This is a genomic window from Vibrio hangzhouensis, from assembly GCF_900107935.1.
GTDB lineage: Bacteria > Pseudomonadota > Gammaproteobacteria > Enterobacterales > Vibrionaceae > Vibrio > Vibrio hangzhouensis.
Genome location: NZ_FNVG01000012.1, coordinates 76,314 through 94,296, shown reverse-complemented (window position 1 = coordinate 94,296; position 17,983 = coordinate 76,314). Strand labels below are relative to the sequence as shown.

The following is a 17,983-nucleotide window of genomic DNA, read 5'->3' as shown; positions in this document are numbered from 1 at the left end:
ATGTCTGGGATTATACTATTTTGTGCATTAGGTCTTTTACTTATTCTGGGTATGCCTATTGCTATGAGTCTAGGGATGAGCTCTCTATTTGTGATGAGTTTTGTTGAGGGCACACCTCCTTTGAGTCTAATGGCTCGCTCTATTGTGACGGGGGCTGACTCATTTCCACTGATCGCGGTACCGCTATTTATTCTGGCGGGTGACTTGATGCAAAAAGGTGGATTGTCGAAACGAATTATCGGTTTTGCTTATTCGTTGGTTGGTCACATCAAAGCGTCGCTTTGTTATGTGAATGTCATTGCATCGATGTTTTTTGCGGCTATCTCAGGCTCAGCACCGGCAACAGTGGCCGCTATTGGATCGAACATCATTCCTTCGATGACACAGCAAGGTTATAAGAAGGACTTTTCATCAGCGCTAACGGCTTCAGCGGGTATGATTGGTGTAATGATTCCACCGAGTATTCCATTTATTATTTATGGAGTATCTGCAGAAGTTTCAATTGGTAAATTGTTTTTAGCTGGTATTATTCCAGGAGTATTGTTCGGCATTACATTTATGGTAATGAGTAGAGTTGTTGTAAGAAATCAACCTATTATGGATGTTGAGCCAACGCCATTTTCCTGGGCCGGTGTCGCCGCACAATTTAAAGAATCAATTTGGGCGCTAATTGTACCTGGAATTATTCTCGGTGGTATTTATGGTGGGGTATTTACTCCAACGGAAGCGGGTGCAGTAGCTGTTGTTTATGCAGTAATTTGTGGCTTGTTTATATATAAAGAAATTTCATTTTCAGATTTGCCAGGAATATTTGCTCGCTCGACATTAACCTCGGCAACAATACTTGTTCTAGTGGTATTTGCTGCTGCATTTGGTCGCTTGGTGACGTTTGAGCAGATCCCTTCAGTGGTGGCAAGTACGCTGGTTGGGTTATCGGATAATCCGGTTGTGCTACTACTACTTATTAATGGTATGTTGTTGATTATTGGTATGTTTATGGAAACGATATCTGCCATTATCATTCTTACGCCAATTCTGCTACCAGTGGTTAAACAGCTCGGTGTCGATCCGATAGTATTTGGTGTTATTCTTACGGTTAACCTTGCTATTGGATTCTGTACGCCACCGTTAGGGGTTAATATATTTGTAGCAAGTCAGGTATCCAATGTTAGTATAGAGAAAATATCGAAGGCACTTATTCCTTTCTTATGTTCTATGTTGGTTCTATTACTCGCGGTAACATTTATTCCAGAACTTTCCTTAGCCCTTACAGGATTAGTTGGTTAGCAATAACACTTTTGTGGTAAGTAAATAGGAGCCTTAGTTCATACTAAGGCTTTTTTATTTTTGATCTTTTTATTTACGGCACGATATATTCGTGACCCTTCTCACAGCAAAATATAAATGAGTCAGTAATAATTAACATCTAACATGTGATATGTCAGATGTTAGATTGAGAAGAACATTTAGAATGTTGCCATATCCATTCTGGCAGCTTTTAACGATAAACCTAGAGTCACCCTACAAACTTTAAAAGAGGGCACAATGAAAAAACTTATTATGGCCACTGCGGTATCTATGCTCGCACTTTCCACTTCAGTAATGTCCGCGACCACGATCAGAATTGGTCATGGCGCTAACGAAAATTACCACTTACATCGTGCTCTAGAGAAATTTAAAGAAGATGTTGAGACAAAGTCTGATGGCAAATTTGAGGTGCAGATCTTTGCAAACTCTCAGATGGGGCCAGATCGTGAGATGATTGAAGGTGTTCAGTCTGGTATGTTGCAAATGGCGGTTTCTCCATCTTCTTTCTATTCTTCTTGGGACCCATCATTTGATGTTGTTGAACTTCCATTTATCTATCCAAGCAAACAAGCTGCCCTCGATACGGTACACAGCCCAATGGGTGACAAAATGCTTGCGAAGCTGAACAACATGAACCTACAGGGTTTAGGTTGGATGGAGAATGGCGTTCGTCACGTAACGAACAACAGCCGACCAATTAACTCGCCGGAAGATCTGAAAGGTCTGAAAATCAGAACAATGAAGGTGCCAGCGCACGTTAAGACTTTTAACTCGCTTAACGCATCAGCGACACCGATGAACTTTGGTGAAGTGTATTCGGGTTTGCAACAAGGCGTGGTAGATGGTCAGGAAAACCCAATCGCACACATTTATGCTCAACGGTTTTATGAAGTACAGGATTACGTCAGCTTAACGGGTCACGTTATTACTTTCTATATTCCTGTAATGAACCTGGAGTTCTGGCATGGCCTTTCTGCTGATGATCAGAAGCTAATCAAAGAGTCCATGCGTGCGGCAGAAATCTACCAGCAGGAGCTTGTATCCGCGGAAGAAGGTCAGCAAATCGAAGAATTTAAAAAGCAAGGCACACAGGTTAACGCACTTAGTGAAGAGCAGTTGCAAAAATTCATCGATGCGACAGAACCAGTTCGTGAGGAGTACAAAGAAAAGCTTGGTGCTGACGTGTATGATGCATGGATGAAAACTATCCAGGAAGTGACTTCTAAAGGCTAATTCACCTTATTGAAGTAAGACCACGATTTGGGAGGGCAGTGCCCTCTCTTTTTGCTTTCAGTTTGGGTGAGTAGAAGACTATGTTCGATAAAGAGATTAAATTTACGCTAGACGGTGGCTTTGAGTGCGAGCTACCCAACATGTACCGGGTCAATCAGCACTTTGACAGACATAAAATACAAGATATCCCCTCGCGCATAAACAAGGAGTTAGCGACGTTTCCAAATCCGGAGCGCCTACGAGACATGTCACTAGCGATCACTGTCGGTAGCCGTGGTATTTCGGGTCTGATCCCGGTGTTACAACAAACGATTCAGTTCTTGAAAGAACATGGAGCTAAGCCTTTTATTGTACCTTCAATGGGAAGTCACGGTTCAGCGAACGCTGCTGGGCAGGTCAAGATCCTCGAAACCTATGGGATTACGGAACAGTCGATGGACGTGCCCATTGTTTCATCCATGGAAGTGGTTCAGGTTGCGACTATGTCGGACGGTGTACCACTGTACCTGGACAAGGTAGCTATGGAGGCTGATGGCATTATCCTATGCAATAAAATCAAACCTCATGCAGACTTCAAAGGACGTGTCGAAAGTGGTTTGCTGAAAATGCTGTGTATTGGGTTGGGCAACCACGTTGGGGCATCTTCTCTTCATCGCTATGGATTTCACAACTTTCATCGCGTGATCCCGGAAGCGGGTGAACGCTTATTAGAAAAGATTAACGTCCCTTTTGCGGTCGGTCTGGTCGAGAATGCCTACGATGAACTTATGGACATTGAAGTGGTAGAACAGTCGGATATTCTGACGCTGGAGCCTAAGTATCTGGAAAAAGCGAAACAGAACATTGCCCAAATCATGATACCGGATATCGATGTGCTGATTATTCAGGAGATTGGGAAGAACATTAGCGGTGAGGGTATGGATCCTAATGTAACAGGGCGACCTGGCTCTGGTGTTGGTGGTTTTTCAGGTCCCAATATTGCGAGTACGGTTGTGCTATCACTCACAGAGGCCACCCATGGCAACGGGGTCGGTATCGGTATGGCTGACATAACAACCCGCCAGCTGGTTCAAAACCTTGATTTCGCCGCCATGTATACCAATGCAGCGACGGCTGGGACGTTAGCTACAGCGAAGATCCCCATGGTCATGGGCAATGACAGAGAATCCATTGTATTTGCACTGAAAACAGCACCAATACACGATATTCAGAATGCCAGAATTGTTTGGATTAAGAACACTCTGGAACTAGACAATATTTATGTGTCAGAGGGGCTAACGAATGTTGTTGATTCACTTGAGAAAGCCAACCGTACTGGAAATTCGGTGGAATTCAGCTTCGATGAGTCTGGCGCTTTGTTGCCATGGTGAGGTTAAGCCGAGAAAAGGAAAATGAGGGCTGCTGGCCCTCATTTTAGTGAATAGCTCAATGCGTAAAGCTATTGAGCAGCTTAATGGCCGCACAGGCGGCGCCAAATCCATTGTCGATGTTGACCGTCATTAATCCTGCAGCGCAACTCCCAAGACAGGCATTGAGCGCCAGCTGGCCCCCTTTAGATACACCGTAACCAACCGATGTAGGTACAGCAATGACAGGGCGATCCGTCATTCCACATAAGACGGTGGGCAACGCGGCTTCCATTCCGGCAACGGCGATGACGACATTCGCCTTGTTAATTTCGTCCAATGCATCTGTTAACCGCCACAATGCCGAAACACCGACATCTTCGTGCAGTGATGCATTGAAACCGTGATAATTCAATGTTCTGAGTATTTCACGGCACACCCGGGCATCGGATGAACCACCTGAGACAATGGCCACCTTAGTGTCTTGTTCATTAAGATCATCTATCTGCCCCAGTGCAGCGGTGTTTGATAGCGAACAGTAGTCAAGTTGTGCACTCAATTCTGGCTTAAGATCTGAAAATTGTTGTGGCGACAGGCGGGTAAATAGAAATCGTACTTCCTGTGACAAACCAATATGAATGATCTGCTCAATTTGTTCGATACTTTTACTTTCACAGAAAATGGCTTCTTCTACACCGCAACGCTGTCTGCGATTGAAGTCGATTATGATGTCAGACATTGTTTGTCCCCTACAAAGGCGCTACCTCGCTCGTATCGCATAAACTGGATCGGCACGGAAGAATCAAAACGGGCGGTAATCAATCCGACTTCTTGCGTTAGAGAGGTCACTTCTTGTGATGTTAAACGGGCAAGCGTGTCGTCATCAAGCTCGATACTAACCTGTTGCTTTTGTACCCGGCATCGAAGTGTTTCACTGTTTATCTTCGCTCTCAAGTGCTGTTCGACAGCATTAACCAAAGCCAGATTGTTATCGTCGATGTAAATACCCGTTTCGATTCGGCTTGCCAGGCACGGTGAAGCTGGCAGCCTGGACAATGCAGGCAGGCCAAGCTGCAGGGCCAGTTGTCGAATATCTTGCTTGCTAAAACCCGCTTCAACGAATGGATGAACGACTTGATACTCCTTGGCTGCAACCAGACCAGGCCGGTAGTCGTCGAGGTCGTCAAGGTTTGTACCAGAGACCACTTGGCCAAAAGACAGTGCACCTAATGTGCTGTAGAGGCAAGACTTGCAGTAATAGCAGCGATTCACTGGGTTTGATTGGTAACTTGGTGTCCGGATCTCACCGCTCTCAACAAAGTGAATGTTCCAACCGTATTTTGTGGCAAATTCCTGTATTCGTTGGGTATCGTGAGGGGGAACTGCTGGTGAGATTGAGTGCACCATTTTTGCATTTGAGCTCAAAACCTCATGGGCTACAAATGCAAGGGTCATACTATCAACGCCACCACTTACCGCTACGGTCACCCGACCGAGCTTCTCCAAGTAACGTTTTAATTGTTCAGTTTTTTGATTGAGTGAACTCATCGGATGCTAACTTCTCTGTAAGTGACTTTATCTGGGACTGCGAATGGAAGTTCATGTCTTGCTTTTCTAATTCATCAGATTCGAGCTTACTGGTGACAGAACCATCTGGACGGAATGCCGTTTTTACGTCATAAGTGGACGAATCGATAGTAACGGTGTGATGTTGTCGAGGGAGTACCTGACGTTGGCACACCCAGTACCGTACGCCCAACGTGGAGGTATTATTAAAAATGAATTCTATTGTGGCGTCTTGGTGTTTCAGGTGACTGAGTACTGTAATAGTACTGATATGGCGATTCTTTTTTCCATGAGCAATCATTTCGGTGACCTCAAGTACACCATGCTGTTCGCGAATTTTCTCTCTGGCAATAGCCAAGAGTTCACCAGTCATATCATCAATGTCGAATTGAATCACGCACACCAGTTCATGGTGTGTTAGAACGGGCTGCTCAGTCTCTAGGACAGTAGCACGTAGCAGGTTGGCCCGGTCGGCCAGTGCTCGCTTGCCGAAGCCATACCCCACGTTGACGATTGAACCACGGGTTACACGTTGTGCAGGATTTAGCCATGCGAGAATAGCCGCCCCCGTTGGCGTTACCCTTTCTCCTTTAATGCCATCGTCATTCATTATAAAACCTTTCAATAAGGATAATGTGGCTGGGGCAGGAACGGGTATTTCACCATGGGCACAATGAACGGTTCCTCCTCCCCAGGGAACGTCAGAGCAGGACCATGATTGAGCGTTGGAGTGAACAATCAGCCAACTGGCCGACAGAATATCGATAATACAGTCCCAAGCGCCTACCTCATGAAAGTGAACATCGTCAACATGCTTTCCATGAATTCCCGCTTCTGCTTCGGCCAGTAGCCCAAATATCCCCAGTGCATGGTGTTGAACTTGGCTATCTACGGGCAGCTCTGATATGAGCTGCCGAATCTGTTTCCAGCTTCTATGCTCGTGGTGATGGTGATGGTGATGGTGATGGTGATGGTGGTGTTCAGACGAGTGTTCACGGTCGGCCTCGACAAAGAATCGTTTTCCACTCAGGCCTTTATCCATGGCATCTTCTACCCAGTATTTAGCCTGAGTTTGTTTTTTGACGATCTCGAGTGCAGTGAACAGTGGCATCTTGAGTTCTGGCAACGTATCGACGATTGCCGCAGTGAACATGTCGCCAGCGATGCCACCAACAAGATCCAAGTGAATATGCATTTTCTGCTCCCCATTTTGGTGAGATGTGCCACTATATTTTAGAAAAGGTAGTGGTTTTTATTTATTTTGATATATCAGATACTCTAAAGACTAATTGGATTCTGATCTAGCGCTTGATCTGTGGTTATAAAGCGTTTTTATCTAAATGTGATCTGCCTCTTTAAAATGAGATATATCTCAAATATTACCTCTAGTATCTGATATGTTAGTTGTTGCTGGTTACAGTGTGATAGTGTAATCATCCATTAAAACTCATCAAGAACAACAAGGCTAGGGTTATGAAGAACGTCTGGATTCTCGTACTTATTATGTTTCCGTCTTTAGCGAGTGCGCATCCTGGGCACTCAGAGTTTGGTTTTATCTCCGGTGTTGTTCACCCATTTACCGGTATAGACCATGTGGCGGCCATGATCGGGGTCGGGCTTGTGAGCAGTTTGTTTTTTGGACGAGAGAGTGCCATGAAATGGAGGCTATTGGGCACATTAACCGTCAGCCTTGTCATGGGGGCAGTACTGGCCGCAGTTGGTGTGAACATCCCTATGTTTGAAAGCTTAATTGCATTATCTGTGGTTGCGACGGGAGTAATGCTCTCTTTTGGTACATCCGGTCGTACTGTAAATAAAGGTTTGGCTTACTTATTGGGCTCTTTTTCGCTGTTTCATGGTTATGTTCATATTCTAGAGGTGCCTTCACTCCAGAGTCTTGAGGTCTATACTTTGGGTTTTGTTGCCGCCAGTGCTGCATTGTACATCGCCGGTTTCGCTATAGGAGCGAAAGTGGAAACCCTTAACCTAAAGAAGCGAGCATTTTTGTACTCGGGAAGTATGTATCTGGCAATGACGGCAATGTTCCTTGTCTAACCTAGATAGATATCACTAAAACACCAAATAATACTCTGAATTAATTAATGATTTCGAGAAATACAAATAAGATAGTATGCATATTTATTGTGCATGGATAACCCCTGTATATCGTTGGATTTGTAGCTGTCAAGTACGGGATATTCGGGTAAACTAACGTCAGTAGAATTAATCATTGAGGTAATGAGATTGAAAGTCATCACTCGACCTAAAAGTCTAACGGAAAATGTTGCCGAAAACTTGCGCTATTCAATTGTGAGTGGTGAACTAAAGCTAGGCCAACCACTGTCTGAAGCGTCATTATCAGAAACCTTTGGTGTCAGTAAAACGCCAGTTCGTGAGGCTCTGTTTATACTCAAGCAAGAAGGGCTAATCGACATCATTCCTCAAAAAGGGAGTTTCGTCTTTCAGCCCGATGAAGTTTCGATAGTAGAGTTATGTAATTTTCGAAGCTATCTAGAGCCAATAGCCATTGAAGAATCTATGCGCAATGAACCTCAAGCTTTTTTAGAAAGCCTGGAGATCAGTATTGTGAAAATGGAGCACAAATTAAAGAACAAGGACTTCAAAGCTTTCTTGCTTCTTGATGGTGAGTTCCATGAGTCGTTCTTTAAGTATTGCAACAACTCGTTACTGCAAAAGAGTTACCAGTTGGTGCAGTTCCACATCGGCGCAATCAGAAGTCACCTTACAAGCACTGAGGACGCATACGCTGAAATTCTGGAAGACCACCGTCGTATATATCAGATGTTGAGTGACGGTGAAATTGCCGAAGCGCAATCGATGCTCAAAAAGCATGTTCTTGATATTAAATCATTGATTGATGCTTGTGTATTGGGTAAATAGCCCTAAACCGCGATAGTCGATGCATTAGCCTTGAGCCAACAGCTCAAGGCTTTTTTATAGCTACCTCTCGGTAATGAAGCCTGTGCGAACAAACCGGTGTAGGTGAGATTTGTGAAGGTAATCGTTGCTACCACTTTGCTATTAGTTCCCGTCCATCGCCGCCACTCTTTCTTATTGTAGAGAGTGACGGCGGTTGTTATTGGGACGGATGATAAACGGAAAGCCTACTAGTTGTTACTGCACATGATCGACAAGGTGTCGACATTACTATTTGCATCCACATCAACCGTGATGTCCAGAGAACCCGAATAGGTACTGTTACATGTAACAGCCAGCGTGTAGGTACCATCGTTATTGTCGGTTGTTTGAACACGGACCAACTCCAGAGTCAGGGCGATGCCAGACAAAGTAATGATGTGATTACCGTGTCCGACGAGGGAGTTATCTGATTGTCGCACCGACAAAGTCACGTTACTGGTCTCTCCCATATTCTGCGACACACTGGTCGCAGATAGGGAAGTCGCAGTGGCATCTACTTCAGTGAAGGTTATCGATGGGGAGGCTGTAAGTGTGAGCCCTCCTACTTCCGCCAATACCGAGTAGTTGCCCACACTACTGGAAGACACTGTAGCTGTGTAACTGCCATCACCATTATCAGTGACGCTCTGGAATGAAAGCCCAGACGGAGACGAATCCAGCACGAGTGTCCCTCCCGACTGACCATAATCTTGACCATCAGAGGTCTTGAGTACCAATGTCACAGAGGTTGAATCTGCAATATCCAAAGCGCTAGTAGCGAGTGCCACCGTCGAGTTATCGGCGCTGGGGCCAGTGCCGTTGAAGGTGATAGACAGAGTACCAATATCCTGAGAGTCAAACGTGGCGGTCACGTTAACACTGCCCGCCGTACTCGAAGTAATACTGCTGGTATAAGTACCATTTCCGTCGTGACTGGGTACAGGAACCGTTGCCGTGCCAGTATGAGAGAGCGTAACCGTGCCACTGCCAGGGACATATATCTCGTTGGCAAAATCTCTAAGCACAATGGTTGCAATACTTGCCGTGGAGCCATCAGCGTCAACACTTTGCGAACTTAAGGTAAAGCTAGAGTTCGATACGCTGAAAGCGGGCACGAATTCAACTGACACGCTGCCAATGGTTTGCGATCCCAGTTTGGCAGTAATGGTCTCGGAGCCAGATTGCGTTGAAGTCACACTGCTGGTGTAGATCCCATCACTGCTACTTTGAGGTGTGGAAGTATTTGCAGATCCCGATGCATTCAACGTGATATTACCCGAGGTGGGAACAAACGCATTTCCTGCATAATCTCTGAGAGTCACCGTGATGACTGAGGCAGATGAACCATCTGCATTAATCGAACTGGTGCTCGCTTCGACCGTAGAATTACTCAAACTGACCGCTGCTGAAAAATTAGCAGACGCTTTTTGGGTAATAGAATTTGAGCCAATGGTCGCTTCAACTTCATAGTCACCAGCAACCAAACTTGTCATGGAGAATTGGTAGGTGCCATCCTGGTTATCAGTTACAGCAGAGGTTGAAAGATTGGCTGGTGGCGTAATTTCCAGAGTGCCAGCAGAACTGGTGTAATTATTGCCTTCCATGTCCACAAGCTGCAGTGTTGCTGTTATTGAATCTGTTCCATCAGCAGAGGCTGATGATTGATTCAGTGTCCATGTCGAATTTGCAATGTCGACCACCGGAGTAAATGATAACGTGACGTTTCCTCCCAATGGATTATCGTCAATAGTGCCTGAAATGGTGACAGATTGTACTTTGTTAGATGAAACTAAAGCGGTATAGGTACCATCTCCCATTGATTGAATGTTCGTGATTGAAACGCCTGCCGATGGTGCTGCGATCAGCGCCAACACACCACTATTTTCGGATCTTGCTTCACCGAATTGGTTGCGTTCCTGAACGGTAATCGTAATGGTACTGCTTCCGTTCGCCAGCGCAGTTAAAGGAGAGCCCGAGATAGAGGTGGTATCGTAATCAATGGTTAATTCTTCAGTACAGAATGCGTTGTCAGAAGGCAACGAAATATCGAATACAATGTTTTGTCCAGCGCTACCCGTCACGGTTTTTCGGGTGCCCCAGTAGTATCTATTATCTAGTCGGATATAGGCTGAACCTTCATATTGCACTGTGTCTACAACGCGCGCCTCTTGTGCTGTCCCCTCTTCATTCGTTTGCCCCCACAAATAGTGGGAGTAGTCGCGATTGTACATCCAGTACCATGCTGAAGGAGCGGATCTATGACGGACAACAGACTGGTTATCGTCAAGGCAAACAAGGCGAGAATTGATGGTTTGGTTAACTTTGTCGCATGCTGCTAGCGATGTCAGTTGGATATTTGAGAGACCTTCGCTGGCGGTAAATTCAACTTGGCCCCAAGTCTGATTTCCATAGTAGTAGAGGCGATAGCGCGCGTCTTCGATTAAATTATCGAGCGATATAGTCTCTCCAGAAATTTCGCCGGACATTTCGTATGAATATCCTGAATAAAGGTAAAATCGACCGGAGGTTGCCGTTAAAGTGCTGCCGGTATCGATTGGGCAAGCGAGAGTGAGACTGGGTTGTAAGTCGATTCGAGGCGGGTTGGTAATATTCAGTGTTGCTTTGAACGTTTTGGTCTCGTCGGTGGATACGCCAAAGCAAAAGTCCGTCAGGTCAAGTCCGCTTTCCTCATCAGAGACAGGTGTGACCTCGCCGTCCACTTCTATCGAGGCGAGCAGGCTGTTGCTTTGACTGTCAAGGAGATCGAAATGCCCAGCGAAGGCGGGGACGCGATTTATTTCCAGTTTCTCAGGGTTAGGTCCCCATCCGCTCGGCTTATATGCCCATCCGCCACCTTCTTTAGCGAAGGAGAGCCGGAGTTTCTGATTGTTGGGTGCTCCATTTTGATCAACAACGTCAATTTCTAGTTTACATCTGTTTGAACGATACCAGTCTAGGTTGTAGTATGATAAGTGACTGATTTCTTTTGATAATGTAAAGGTGTTTGTGTTCTCACTTACAATGGGGGCATCTCCTTCATAACGCCAGCGCCCGTTGGAATCTGTATAGCTCCAAACAGGAATAGAGGCATCGTTTATGGTGAGTGCGGCTCCCGTTTCTGGATTGATCGTCGATTTTGGTACATCAAATGTCAGGTTTACGCCGTTGCCTTCAAATCCTGCAACCTGATTCCCCGCGGAATCTTCAAGTTCAATAGCAACAAAACCAGCGGATATAAAGGTCAGTTCCGAACTATTTATATTTTCGGGCAAGTCACCGTCCAGATTCTCTGGTGATAGTCCACCCGGGAATAGATAGAGAGGGTTGTTGTCTACACCGGAAACTGTTTTTGGATCAGCGGAGAAGACCATAATCGATGCAGTCACATTTCCGATAGGCTCAAAGACGGAGCCATCTGCGGCCAACAGTGACGTACCTGCTGGAATGGTTAGGCTTGCGCTGGCACCATCGAGAATATTGCCGCCAACGGTAGAAGTTGATTTAACGGGTGTGACAATGACTGCTGTGCTGGCGACAGCAGAGCCTGTCAGAGAAATTGTTTGTTCGGCGTAGGAAGTGGCAATGGAGTCATTAGAGGACTTAGGGACAACCTCGACCCAATAGCTGTTCTCTACCGACGTTTTTGATAGGTTTAAGCGCTTAGAGTTGGAAAAAAAGCCTCGTCCATGCGTGATTATAGTCAAAATACCCGTCGCATCACTGGCAGAAAGAACATTGGATACGTCAATGGAAAGAGGGACAATTCCTGATTTTGGCACTAGCACAATATTGTTTTGATAAAATCCGCCACTTTTGTATCCTGCAACCTCCCTACCCAAAACGTCCTTGATGGTGACAGTGAAATCCTCGGGTTGATTGGTGACGTCGAAGACGAAATTGACTTCGAGGTTTGAGAGTGGGGTATCATCAGTCTTATTTGACAGGTTATAGGCAAATGTATGGTTGTGACTTGATTTGATTTCAGCGTCGTTTGAATCATTATTGCAACCCGCAATTCCTAATGTGATTAGTAAGCATGCGAGCATATACCTGAGAAATCCTTTCCAAATCAGAGAGCTCATTGTTTATCCCTTCTAGAGTTAATTACCCATAAGTAACTAGTACAATAACAATTGGTTGCATATTTTTGTTTCAGTTTTTGCGACGTACGTCGTTCTTTAAATGCGTGATGTTGGTTCCGATTGTGTGGCGTTTACCATCGCGGCAGAAGAGGTGACAATTCTTGATCTGTTATTACAGCAATTTTCAGCCATTAACATAACATTGATGATCTCAGTGATATTCAAGAGGTGCAGGGATGAAGTATTGGATAGGATTGTTCGCCATTGTATCAGGCGTGGCGTACGCAGGGGAATTCTCTGGCACTGACAATCCGGTGTCAGGTTGTCCGGGTTGGTGAGTATTATGGAGTCTCAACAATATCATTACCCTAAATCGCATTGGCCTGATGGCTATTATGTTCATGAGGACAACATTATGTTTGTTGGTGCAAAGAGAGGCCAGTGAGTCTATAGAGAAGCGAAACAGTGGCGCTTGTGCACCACTGTTTGTCGAAATTGCGCTTATTGCAGATAAGCGTTTAGCATCCAAAGCAACTTTTCTTGCTCTCGAATGTAGTCACCCATGAGCGCAGCGGTTCCTTCGTCGCTTGCTTCACCCGCTTGCTCAAGAATTTCCCTTTGCTTGCCAATCAATACTGAAAAACCGTTTACTAACCCCGAGACACACTCTTTACCTCTGAAGGCATTTTGATGCTCCTCAATGGCACTCAACTCCAGGTATCGGCTGAAACTGTGGTCCGGTGTGTGACCAATGGTCAGAATACGCTCTGCCAGCTCATCGATTTTGGTCTGCAGATCGGTGTAGATCTCTTCAAACTTCACGTGCAGCTCAAAAAACTGCTCGCCTTTAATGTTCCAATGATAGCCGCGTGTATTCATGTACAGCACTTGATAGTTGGCCAGCAATTGGTTGAGTTCAATAGCAATGGCGTTTGATGCAGTTTTGTCTAGTCCGATAAAGTTAGTGTTTGTCATGATGACCGTCCTCGAAATTCAAAGTGGAACCTTGTGTTGTTGAGGCTAGTATAGGGTGTTGACTTTATTAGTTAAAATCGATTGTAAGTATTGAATTGATAGGTAAACTCAATTGATCATTGAGGAAGCTCGTAGAACATAAAGCAATTATTTCATCGATTACATTATGTTAACGGCATCAGTGTGACTAATATCGTTGATGATGGAGCAACTAACACAAAAACGTGTTCTTCATTCCAAAATTACCACTTCTAAACGGATTTCTTATGCTGTCATACAAATATATTGATTAATAAAATATTTATATAAATAAAATAAACAAATAAGAATCTTATAAATCATCAGCTTTAGTTGTGTTGAAATATCTAGAGTGGCCATTCAAATACAACCAACCTACATGGTTAATTTATTGTTTATTTATATGTTTATTTTCGATGACTTCAATGTGTGATGCCCGATTTTCTTCTATTATGTTGGAAAATGGTCATTTAAAAACGCTAATTTTTGACCGTTATTTTTAAAAGCGGGCATTTATGACCGATAGTTCACAATAATATTAATAAAAAGGGCAAATGCGGGCATCATGAGGTGGTGGTCACAGTTTTGCCAGACTGGCGTTGCTAAATTAATGTTCAGACAAGAGGGGTAGCCATTTATGAGAAGTCGGCAGATTATTGATCTAGTTAACGAGCAAAGAAGTGTTTCAGTTGAAGAAATGGCAGAAGCATTTAGTGTTTCTGTTGAAACAATTCGTCGTGATTTGAAAAAACTAGATAAATCTGGGGCGCTAAAAAGAGTGCATGGTGGTGCGGTAAGTGTACAGGAAATTGACGAAGGTCAGTCATTTAGTGCTAGGTCAAGAGATTCTCTTAAAGAAAAGGAATTCCTAGTAGATAAGGCAGTGAATTATATTAAAGAGGGTATGGTAATAGGTCTTGATGCCAGTTCTTCAAGTTGGTGTTTAGCTCGCAAAATACCCGACATAAACTGCACTATCATTACTAATTCTCTACAAAATGTCATTGCTCTTGAAGGGAAGAGCAATATTAAAGTCATATGTACTGGCGGAACATACTCCGAGAAATACAGTAGTTTTTACGGACCATTAGCCATCAAAACGCTTGCTAATATGTCTGTGGATGTATGCTTTTTTTCTTGTGTTGGATTTGATTATGAAACAGGGGTTTGGGACTCTAATGAGTATAACTATCAAATAAAGCAAAGCTTTATTGATATTTCTGAACGAGTAATTCTTATTGCTGATAAGTCGAAGTTTAAGAAGAAGAGTTTATTAAAAATATGCGAAAGTGACTCTGTCGATACAGTTATCACTGATCTATAAAAAACACACAAATAATACGTGAATCAATGGTTTGATTTTAAATTAAACAAGGATATCTTATGTCTGATACTTTAAATATACCTAGAGCTGAATTAAAAGGTTCAAATAAGGCAGAGGTTATACCAAAGGAAATTAAATTTGGTTTTTGGCTTCTGTGTACTTGCTTTGCAATGTGGGGACTGGCTAATAATATGACGGACGTGCTTATTGCACAGTTCCGAAAAGTATTTACCTTGACCGACATGCAATCAGGCCTTGTACAAACGGCATTCTATGGTGCTTATTTCTGCTTGGCCTTACCAGCTGCACTTTTTATACAACGCTTTAGTTATAAAGCTGGTGTACTGCTGGGTCTCGGGTTATTCGCAACTGGTGCGTTGCTCTTTTATCCAGCGGCACAAGCTATGGAATACCTGCCATTTCTACTGGCGTTATTCGTATTGGCTGGTGGTCTGTCGATATTAGAAACCAGTGCCAACCCTTATATCTTGGCGATGGGTCCGGAAGAAACCGCGACACGACGCTTGAATATCGCCCAAGCCTGCAACCCAATTGGATCCATCACCGGCGTTTTAATTGGTAAGTTCTACATTTTGTCTCAGCTCAATCCCGCAACAGACGCTGAACGTGCAGTCATGCCAGTAGAGGAACTGTCTCAGATTCAATCTGAGGAACTCTACGCAGTCATGATGCCTTATCTGGCGGTTGCTTGTGTGATTGCTGTTATCTGGTTCCTAATTCTAAAAACCAGGATGCCTGCAGCAAAAGATACCAGTGCAAATGGTGAATCGACATTTGGACAAGCGTTTAGTCGTATCGTGAAACGCAGTCACTTTACCAAAGGCGTGATTGCTCAGTTCTTTTATGTCGGTGCGCAGATTGGTTGTTGGTCCTGGACCATTCGTTACGTAATGCAAGAAGTCGGTGGTACTGAGGCTGAAGCGTCGACTTATTTGTTGACGTCCATTGTGATTTTCTCGGCAATGCGTTGGGTTTGCGTGGCGCTTATGAAGCACATTGAACCGCAACGTCTACTCGCCATTCTTGCTGCTATCGCCACTGTCTTTGTCGCTATGGTGATGTTTGTGGGCGGTGTTGCCGGTGCCTATGCACTAGTGGGTGTCTCTGCTTGTATGTCACTCATGTTCCCGACGATTTTCGGCTTGTCTCTTCGTGACCTTGGCTCAGATTCTAAATTTGGTGGCAGCTTCCTGATTATGGCCATTCTTGGTGGTGCGGTGCTGACTGCAATTATGGGTCAAATTTCTGACGCAGCGGGTATTGGTGCCGCATTCATCGTGCCGCTTATCGGTTTCATCTACCTCGTTTACTACGGCTTTAAAGGCTACGAAGTTAAATAATCAATACCTGATGAGGGGCAGCTATTAATTGCCCCTCATAGAGAAAAAACTATAAGGAATAATAAGATGTCAAACTTAGTCAAAATTGGTATTCGCCCTACGATTGATGGACGCCAAATGGGAGTCAGAGAGTCTCTGGAAGAGCAGACCATGAACATGGCAAAACGTGCTGCTTGTTTTATTGAAGAGAAGATCCGTCACTCTAATGGTGACCACGTTGAATGTGTTATTGCTGACACATGCATTGGTGGCGTCGCGGAATCAGCGGCAACAGCTGAGAAATTTAAACGTGAAAATGTAGGACTGGTTCTAACGGTAACACCATGCTGGTGTTACGGTACTGAGACCATTGACATGGACCCACATACACCGAAAGCCATCTGGGGTTTTAATGGTACAGAACGTCCGGGAGCGGTTTATCTTGCGGCCGCGATGGCAGGACACTCTCAAGTTGGTCTTCCTGCATTTTCGATTTATGGCAAAGAAGTCCAGGATGCGGATGATGAATCTATACCAACGGATGTACAGGAAAAGATCCTGCGTTTTTGTCGTGCCGGATTAGCGGTAGCATCGATGCGTGGTAAGTCTTATCTGTCAATGGGCTCAGTGTCCATGGGTATCGCTGGCTCGGTTGTTAACCCCGAATTCTTCCAAAAATATTTGGGTATGCGCAATGAATATGTCGATATGACGGAAATCAAGCGTCGTCTGGATCGTGAAGTGTATGACAAACAAGAGTTCGAACTTGCGAGCGCTTGGGTAAGAGATTGGTGTAAAGAGGGTAAAGATTACAACGGAACGCCTTTCACTGAAGAGCGTAAAGCGCAAGATTGGGACACAGTCATTAAGATGACGATGATCATGCGAGATCTTATGCAGGGCAATCCTAAGTTAGCTGAGCAAGGCTTCGGCGAAGAGTCGCTGGGCCACAACGCCATCCTAGCGGGCTTCCAGGGACAACGTCATTGGACAGACCATCTTCCGAATGGTGACTTCTCGGAAGCGATTCTGAATTCGTCATTTGACTGGAACGGGATCCGTGAACCGGTATGCGTCGCAACAGAAAACGATGCGTTGAATGGTGTCAACATGCTGTTCGGTAAGCTTTTGACTGGTGAGGCTCAGGTCTTCCATGATGTACGAACGTATTGGTCAGAAGACGCCGTAGAGCGAGTAACAGGTTCTCGACCAGAATCAGGGTTCCTCCATCTGGTGAACTCAGGCTCTGCAGCACTTGATGGGGCTGGTAAAGCAAAGAATGCGGGCGGCAAACCGACAATGAAACCTCACTGGGAACTTACCCAGGCAGACGTTGAGGCGTCACTCAATGCGACCAAATGGTGTCCTGCGATTGAAGAGTACTTCCGCGGGGGCGGCTTCTCTTCCCAGTTCCTAACTGAAGGTGGCATGCCGTTTACCATGCATCGCGTTAATATCATTGCGGGGCTTGGTCCGGTACTCCAGATTGCGGAAGGCCAGTCCATTGAGCTACCTGAAGATGTGCATCACATCCTGAATGAACGTACCAACGCAACCTGGCCTACCACTTGGTTTGTACCGCGCCTGACCGGGGAAGGTGCATTCAAGTCGGTCTATGACGTTATGGCGAATTGGGGCGCGAACCACTGTGTGATTACCTCTGGCCACGTCGGAGCGGATTTGATCGCGCTCGCAGCCATGCTTCGTATTCCTGTTTCTATGCACAATGTAGATAGTAAAGACGTATTCCGTCCTCACACATGGTCTGCCTTTGGTCAGGATGTTGAAGGTCAGGATTATCGAGCTTGTCAGAATTTTGGTCCTCTCTACAAATAACGAAAACGAATCGGTTTTGCCCACCCAAAGTTGGGT

At 44.9% G+C, this 17,983-nt stretch carries 13 protein-coding genes; 8 read left to right on the top strand and 5 right to left on the bottom strand.

Features of this window, described 5'->3' with window-relative positions; all coding sequences use genetic code 11:
- The 3 genes from C4S60_RS13320 to C4S60_RS13310 all read left to right on the top strand — a co-directional run bounded on the left by C4S60_RS13320 (position 1) and on the right by C4S60_RS13310 (position 3,911).
- Positions 1-1,287 (top strand): TRAP transporter large permease, encoded by a 1,287-nt coding sequence (locus C4S60_RS13320; RefSeq protein WP_103880847.1) that lies wholly within the window; start codon positions 1-3, stop codon positions 1,285-1,287.
- A gap of 258 nt (positions 1,288-1,545) precedes the next feature.
- Positions 1,546-2,541: a TRAP transporter substrate-binding protein gene (locus C4S60_RS13315; RefSeq protein WP_103880846.1), complete on the top strand. Its 996-nt coding sequence runs from the start codon at positions 1,546-1,548 to the stop codon at positions 2,539-2,541.
- 80 nt (positions 2,542-2,621) lie between these two features.
- Complete coding sequence (locus C4S60_RS13310) at positions 2,622-3,911, top strand: nickel pincer cofactor-dependent isomerase, group 22 (RefSeq protein WP_103880845.1); 1,290 nt, start codon at positions 2,622-2,624, stop codon at positions 3,909-3,911.
- A gap of 55 nt (positions 3,912-3,966) precedes the next feature.
- Here C4S60_RS13310 and larB read toward each other — a convergent pair whose 3' ends face one another.
- The 3 genes from larB to larC are packed head-to-tail and all read right to left on the bottom strand — an operon-like array spanning position 3,967 to position 6,648.
- Complete coding sequence (larB, locus tag C4S60_RS13305; protein ID WP_103880844.1) at positions 3,967-4,626, bottom strand: nickel pincer cofactor biosynthesis protein LarB; 660 nt, start codon at positions 4,624-4,626, stop codon at positions 3,967-3,969.
- On the bottom strand, positions 4,611-5,435 hold the full coding sequence (gene larE / locus C4S60_RS13300) for an ATP-dependent sacrificial sulfur transferase LarE (protein WP_103880843.1): 825 nt from the start codon (positions 5,433-5,435) through the stop codon (positions 4,611-4,613). The genes larB and larE overlap by 16 nt, the downstream gene beginning before the upstream one ends.
- Positions 5,410-6,648 (bottom strand): nickel pincer cofactor biosynthesis protein LarC, encoded by a 1,239-nt coding sequence (gene larC / locus C4S60_RS13295; RefSeq protein ID WP_103880842.1) that lies wholly within the window; start codon positions 6,646-6,648, stop codon positions 5,410-5,412. Before larC ends, larE begins: the two co-directional genes overlap by 26 nt.
- Positions 6,649-6,926: 278 nt before the next feature.
- On the opposite strand from larC, the gene C4S60_RS13290 reads away from it, so the two are divergent.
- Together C4S60_RS13290 and C4S60_RS13285 are read left to right on the top strand one after the other, a co-directional pair.
- A complete protein-coding gene (locus C4S60_RS13290; protein ID WP_103880841.1) occupies positions 6,927-7,508 on the top strand; it encodes a HupE/UreJ family protein in 582 nt (193 codons plus the stop codon).
- A 189-nt stretch (positions 7,509-7,697) separates the two neighbouring features.
- Positions 7,698-8,354: a GntR family transcriptional regulator gene (locus C4S60_RS13285; protein ID WP_160111363.1), complete on the top strand. Its 657-nt coding sequence runs from the start codon at positions 7,698-7,700 to the stop codon at positions 8,352-8,354.
- A gap of 227 nt (positions 8,355-8,581) precedes the next feature.
- On the opposite strand, the gene C4S60_RS13280 is transcribed toward C4S60_RS13285, so the two are convergent.
- Together C4S60_RS13280 and C4S60_RS13275 are read right to left on the bottom strand one after the other, a co-directional pair.
- Complete coding sequence (locus C4S60_RS13280) at positions 8,582-12,454, bottom strand: Ig-like domain-containing protein (RefSeq protein ID WP_244183097.1); 3,873 nt, start codon at positions 12,452-12,454, stop codon at positions 8,582-8,584.
- A 501-nt stretch (positions 12,455-12,955) separates the two neighbouring features.
- Positions 12,956-13,429, bottom strand: a complete 474-nt coding sequence (locus C4S60_RS13275; protein ID WP_103880838.1) for a Dps family protein — start codon at positions 13,427-13,429, stop codon at positions 12,956-12,958.
- 655 nt (positions 13,430-14,084) lie between these two features.
- On the opposite strand from C4S60_RS13275, the gene C4S60_RS13270 reads away from it, so the two are divergent.
- The 3 genes from C4S60_RS13270 (at position 14,085) to C4S60_RS13260 (ending at position 17,947) form a co-directional block, all read left to right on the top strand.
- Positions 14,085-14,771, top strand: coding sequence for a DeoR/GlpR family DNA-binding transcription regulator (locus C4S60_RS13270; protein WP_103880837.1), 687 nt, complete (start codon positions 14,085-14,087; stop codon positions 14,769-14,771).
- Positions 14,772-14,830: 59 nt separating this feature from the next.
- On the top strand, positions 14,831-16,132 hold the full coding sequence (gene fucP / locus C4S60_RS13265) for an L-fucose:H+ symporter permease (protein WP_103880836.1): 1,302 nt from the start codon (positions 14,831-14,833) through the stop codon (positions 16,130-16,132).
- A 66-nt stretch (positions 16,133-16,198) separates the two neighbouring features.
- Positions 16,199-17,947 carry an L-fucose isomerase gene (locus C4S60_RS13260; protein WP_103880835.1) on the top strand — a complete coding sequence of 583 codons (1,749 nt, stop codon included), beginning with the start codon at positions 16,199-16,201 and terminating at the stop codon, positions 17,945-17,947.
- Positions 17,948-17,983 lie beyond the last annotated feature (36 nt).

Bases quoted from the DNA above. Each gene is read 5' to 3' on its own strand.
- C4S60_RS13270 (WP_103880837.1), top strand. From the start codon at position 14,085: ATGAGAAGTCGGCAGATTATTGATCTAGTTAACGAGCAAAGAAGTGTT.
- larB (WP_103880844.1), bottom strand. From the start codon at position 4,626: ATGTCTGACATCATAATCGACTTCAATCGCAGACAGCGTTGCGGTGTA.
- C4S60_RS13260 (WP_103880835.1), top strand. From the start codon at position 16,199: ATGTCAAACTTAGTCAAAATTGGTATTCGCCCTACGATTGATGGACGC.
- C4S60_RS13310 (WP_103880845.1), top strand. From the start codon at position 2,622: ATGTTCGATAAAGAGATTAAATTTACGCTAGACGGTGGCTTTGAGTGC.
- larC (WP_103880842.1), bottom strand. From the start codon at position 6,648: ATGCATATTCACTTGGATCTTGTTGGTGGCATCGCTGGCGACATGTTC.
- C4S60_RS13315 (WP_103880846.1), top strand. From the start codon at position 1,546: ATGAAAAAACTTATTATGGCCACTGCGGTATCTATGCTCGCACTTTCC.
- C4S60_RS13290 (WP_103880841.1), top strand. From the start codon at position 6,927: ATGAAGAACGTCTGGATTCTCGTACTTATTATGTTTCCGTCTTTAGCG.
- larE (WP_103880843.1), bottom strand. From the start codon at position 5,435: ATGAGTTCACTCAATCAAAAAACTGAACAATTAAAACGTTACTTGGAG.
- fucP (WP_103880836.1), top strand. From the start codon at position 14,831: ATGTCTGATACTTTAAATATACCTAGAGCTGAATTAAAAGGTTCAAAT.
- C4S60_RS13275 (WP_103880838.1), bottom strand. From the start codon at position 13,429: ATGACAAACACTAACTTTATCGGACTAGACAAAACTGCATCAAACGCC.
- C4S60_RS13320 (WP_103880847.1), top strand. From the start codon at position 1: ATGTCTGGGATTATACTATTTTGTGCATTAGGTCTTTTACTTATTCTG.
- C4S60_RS13280 (WP_244183097.1), bottom strand. From the start codon at position 12,454: ATGAGCTCTCTGATTTGGAAAGGATTTCTCAGGTATATGCTCGCATGC.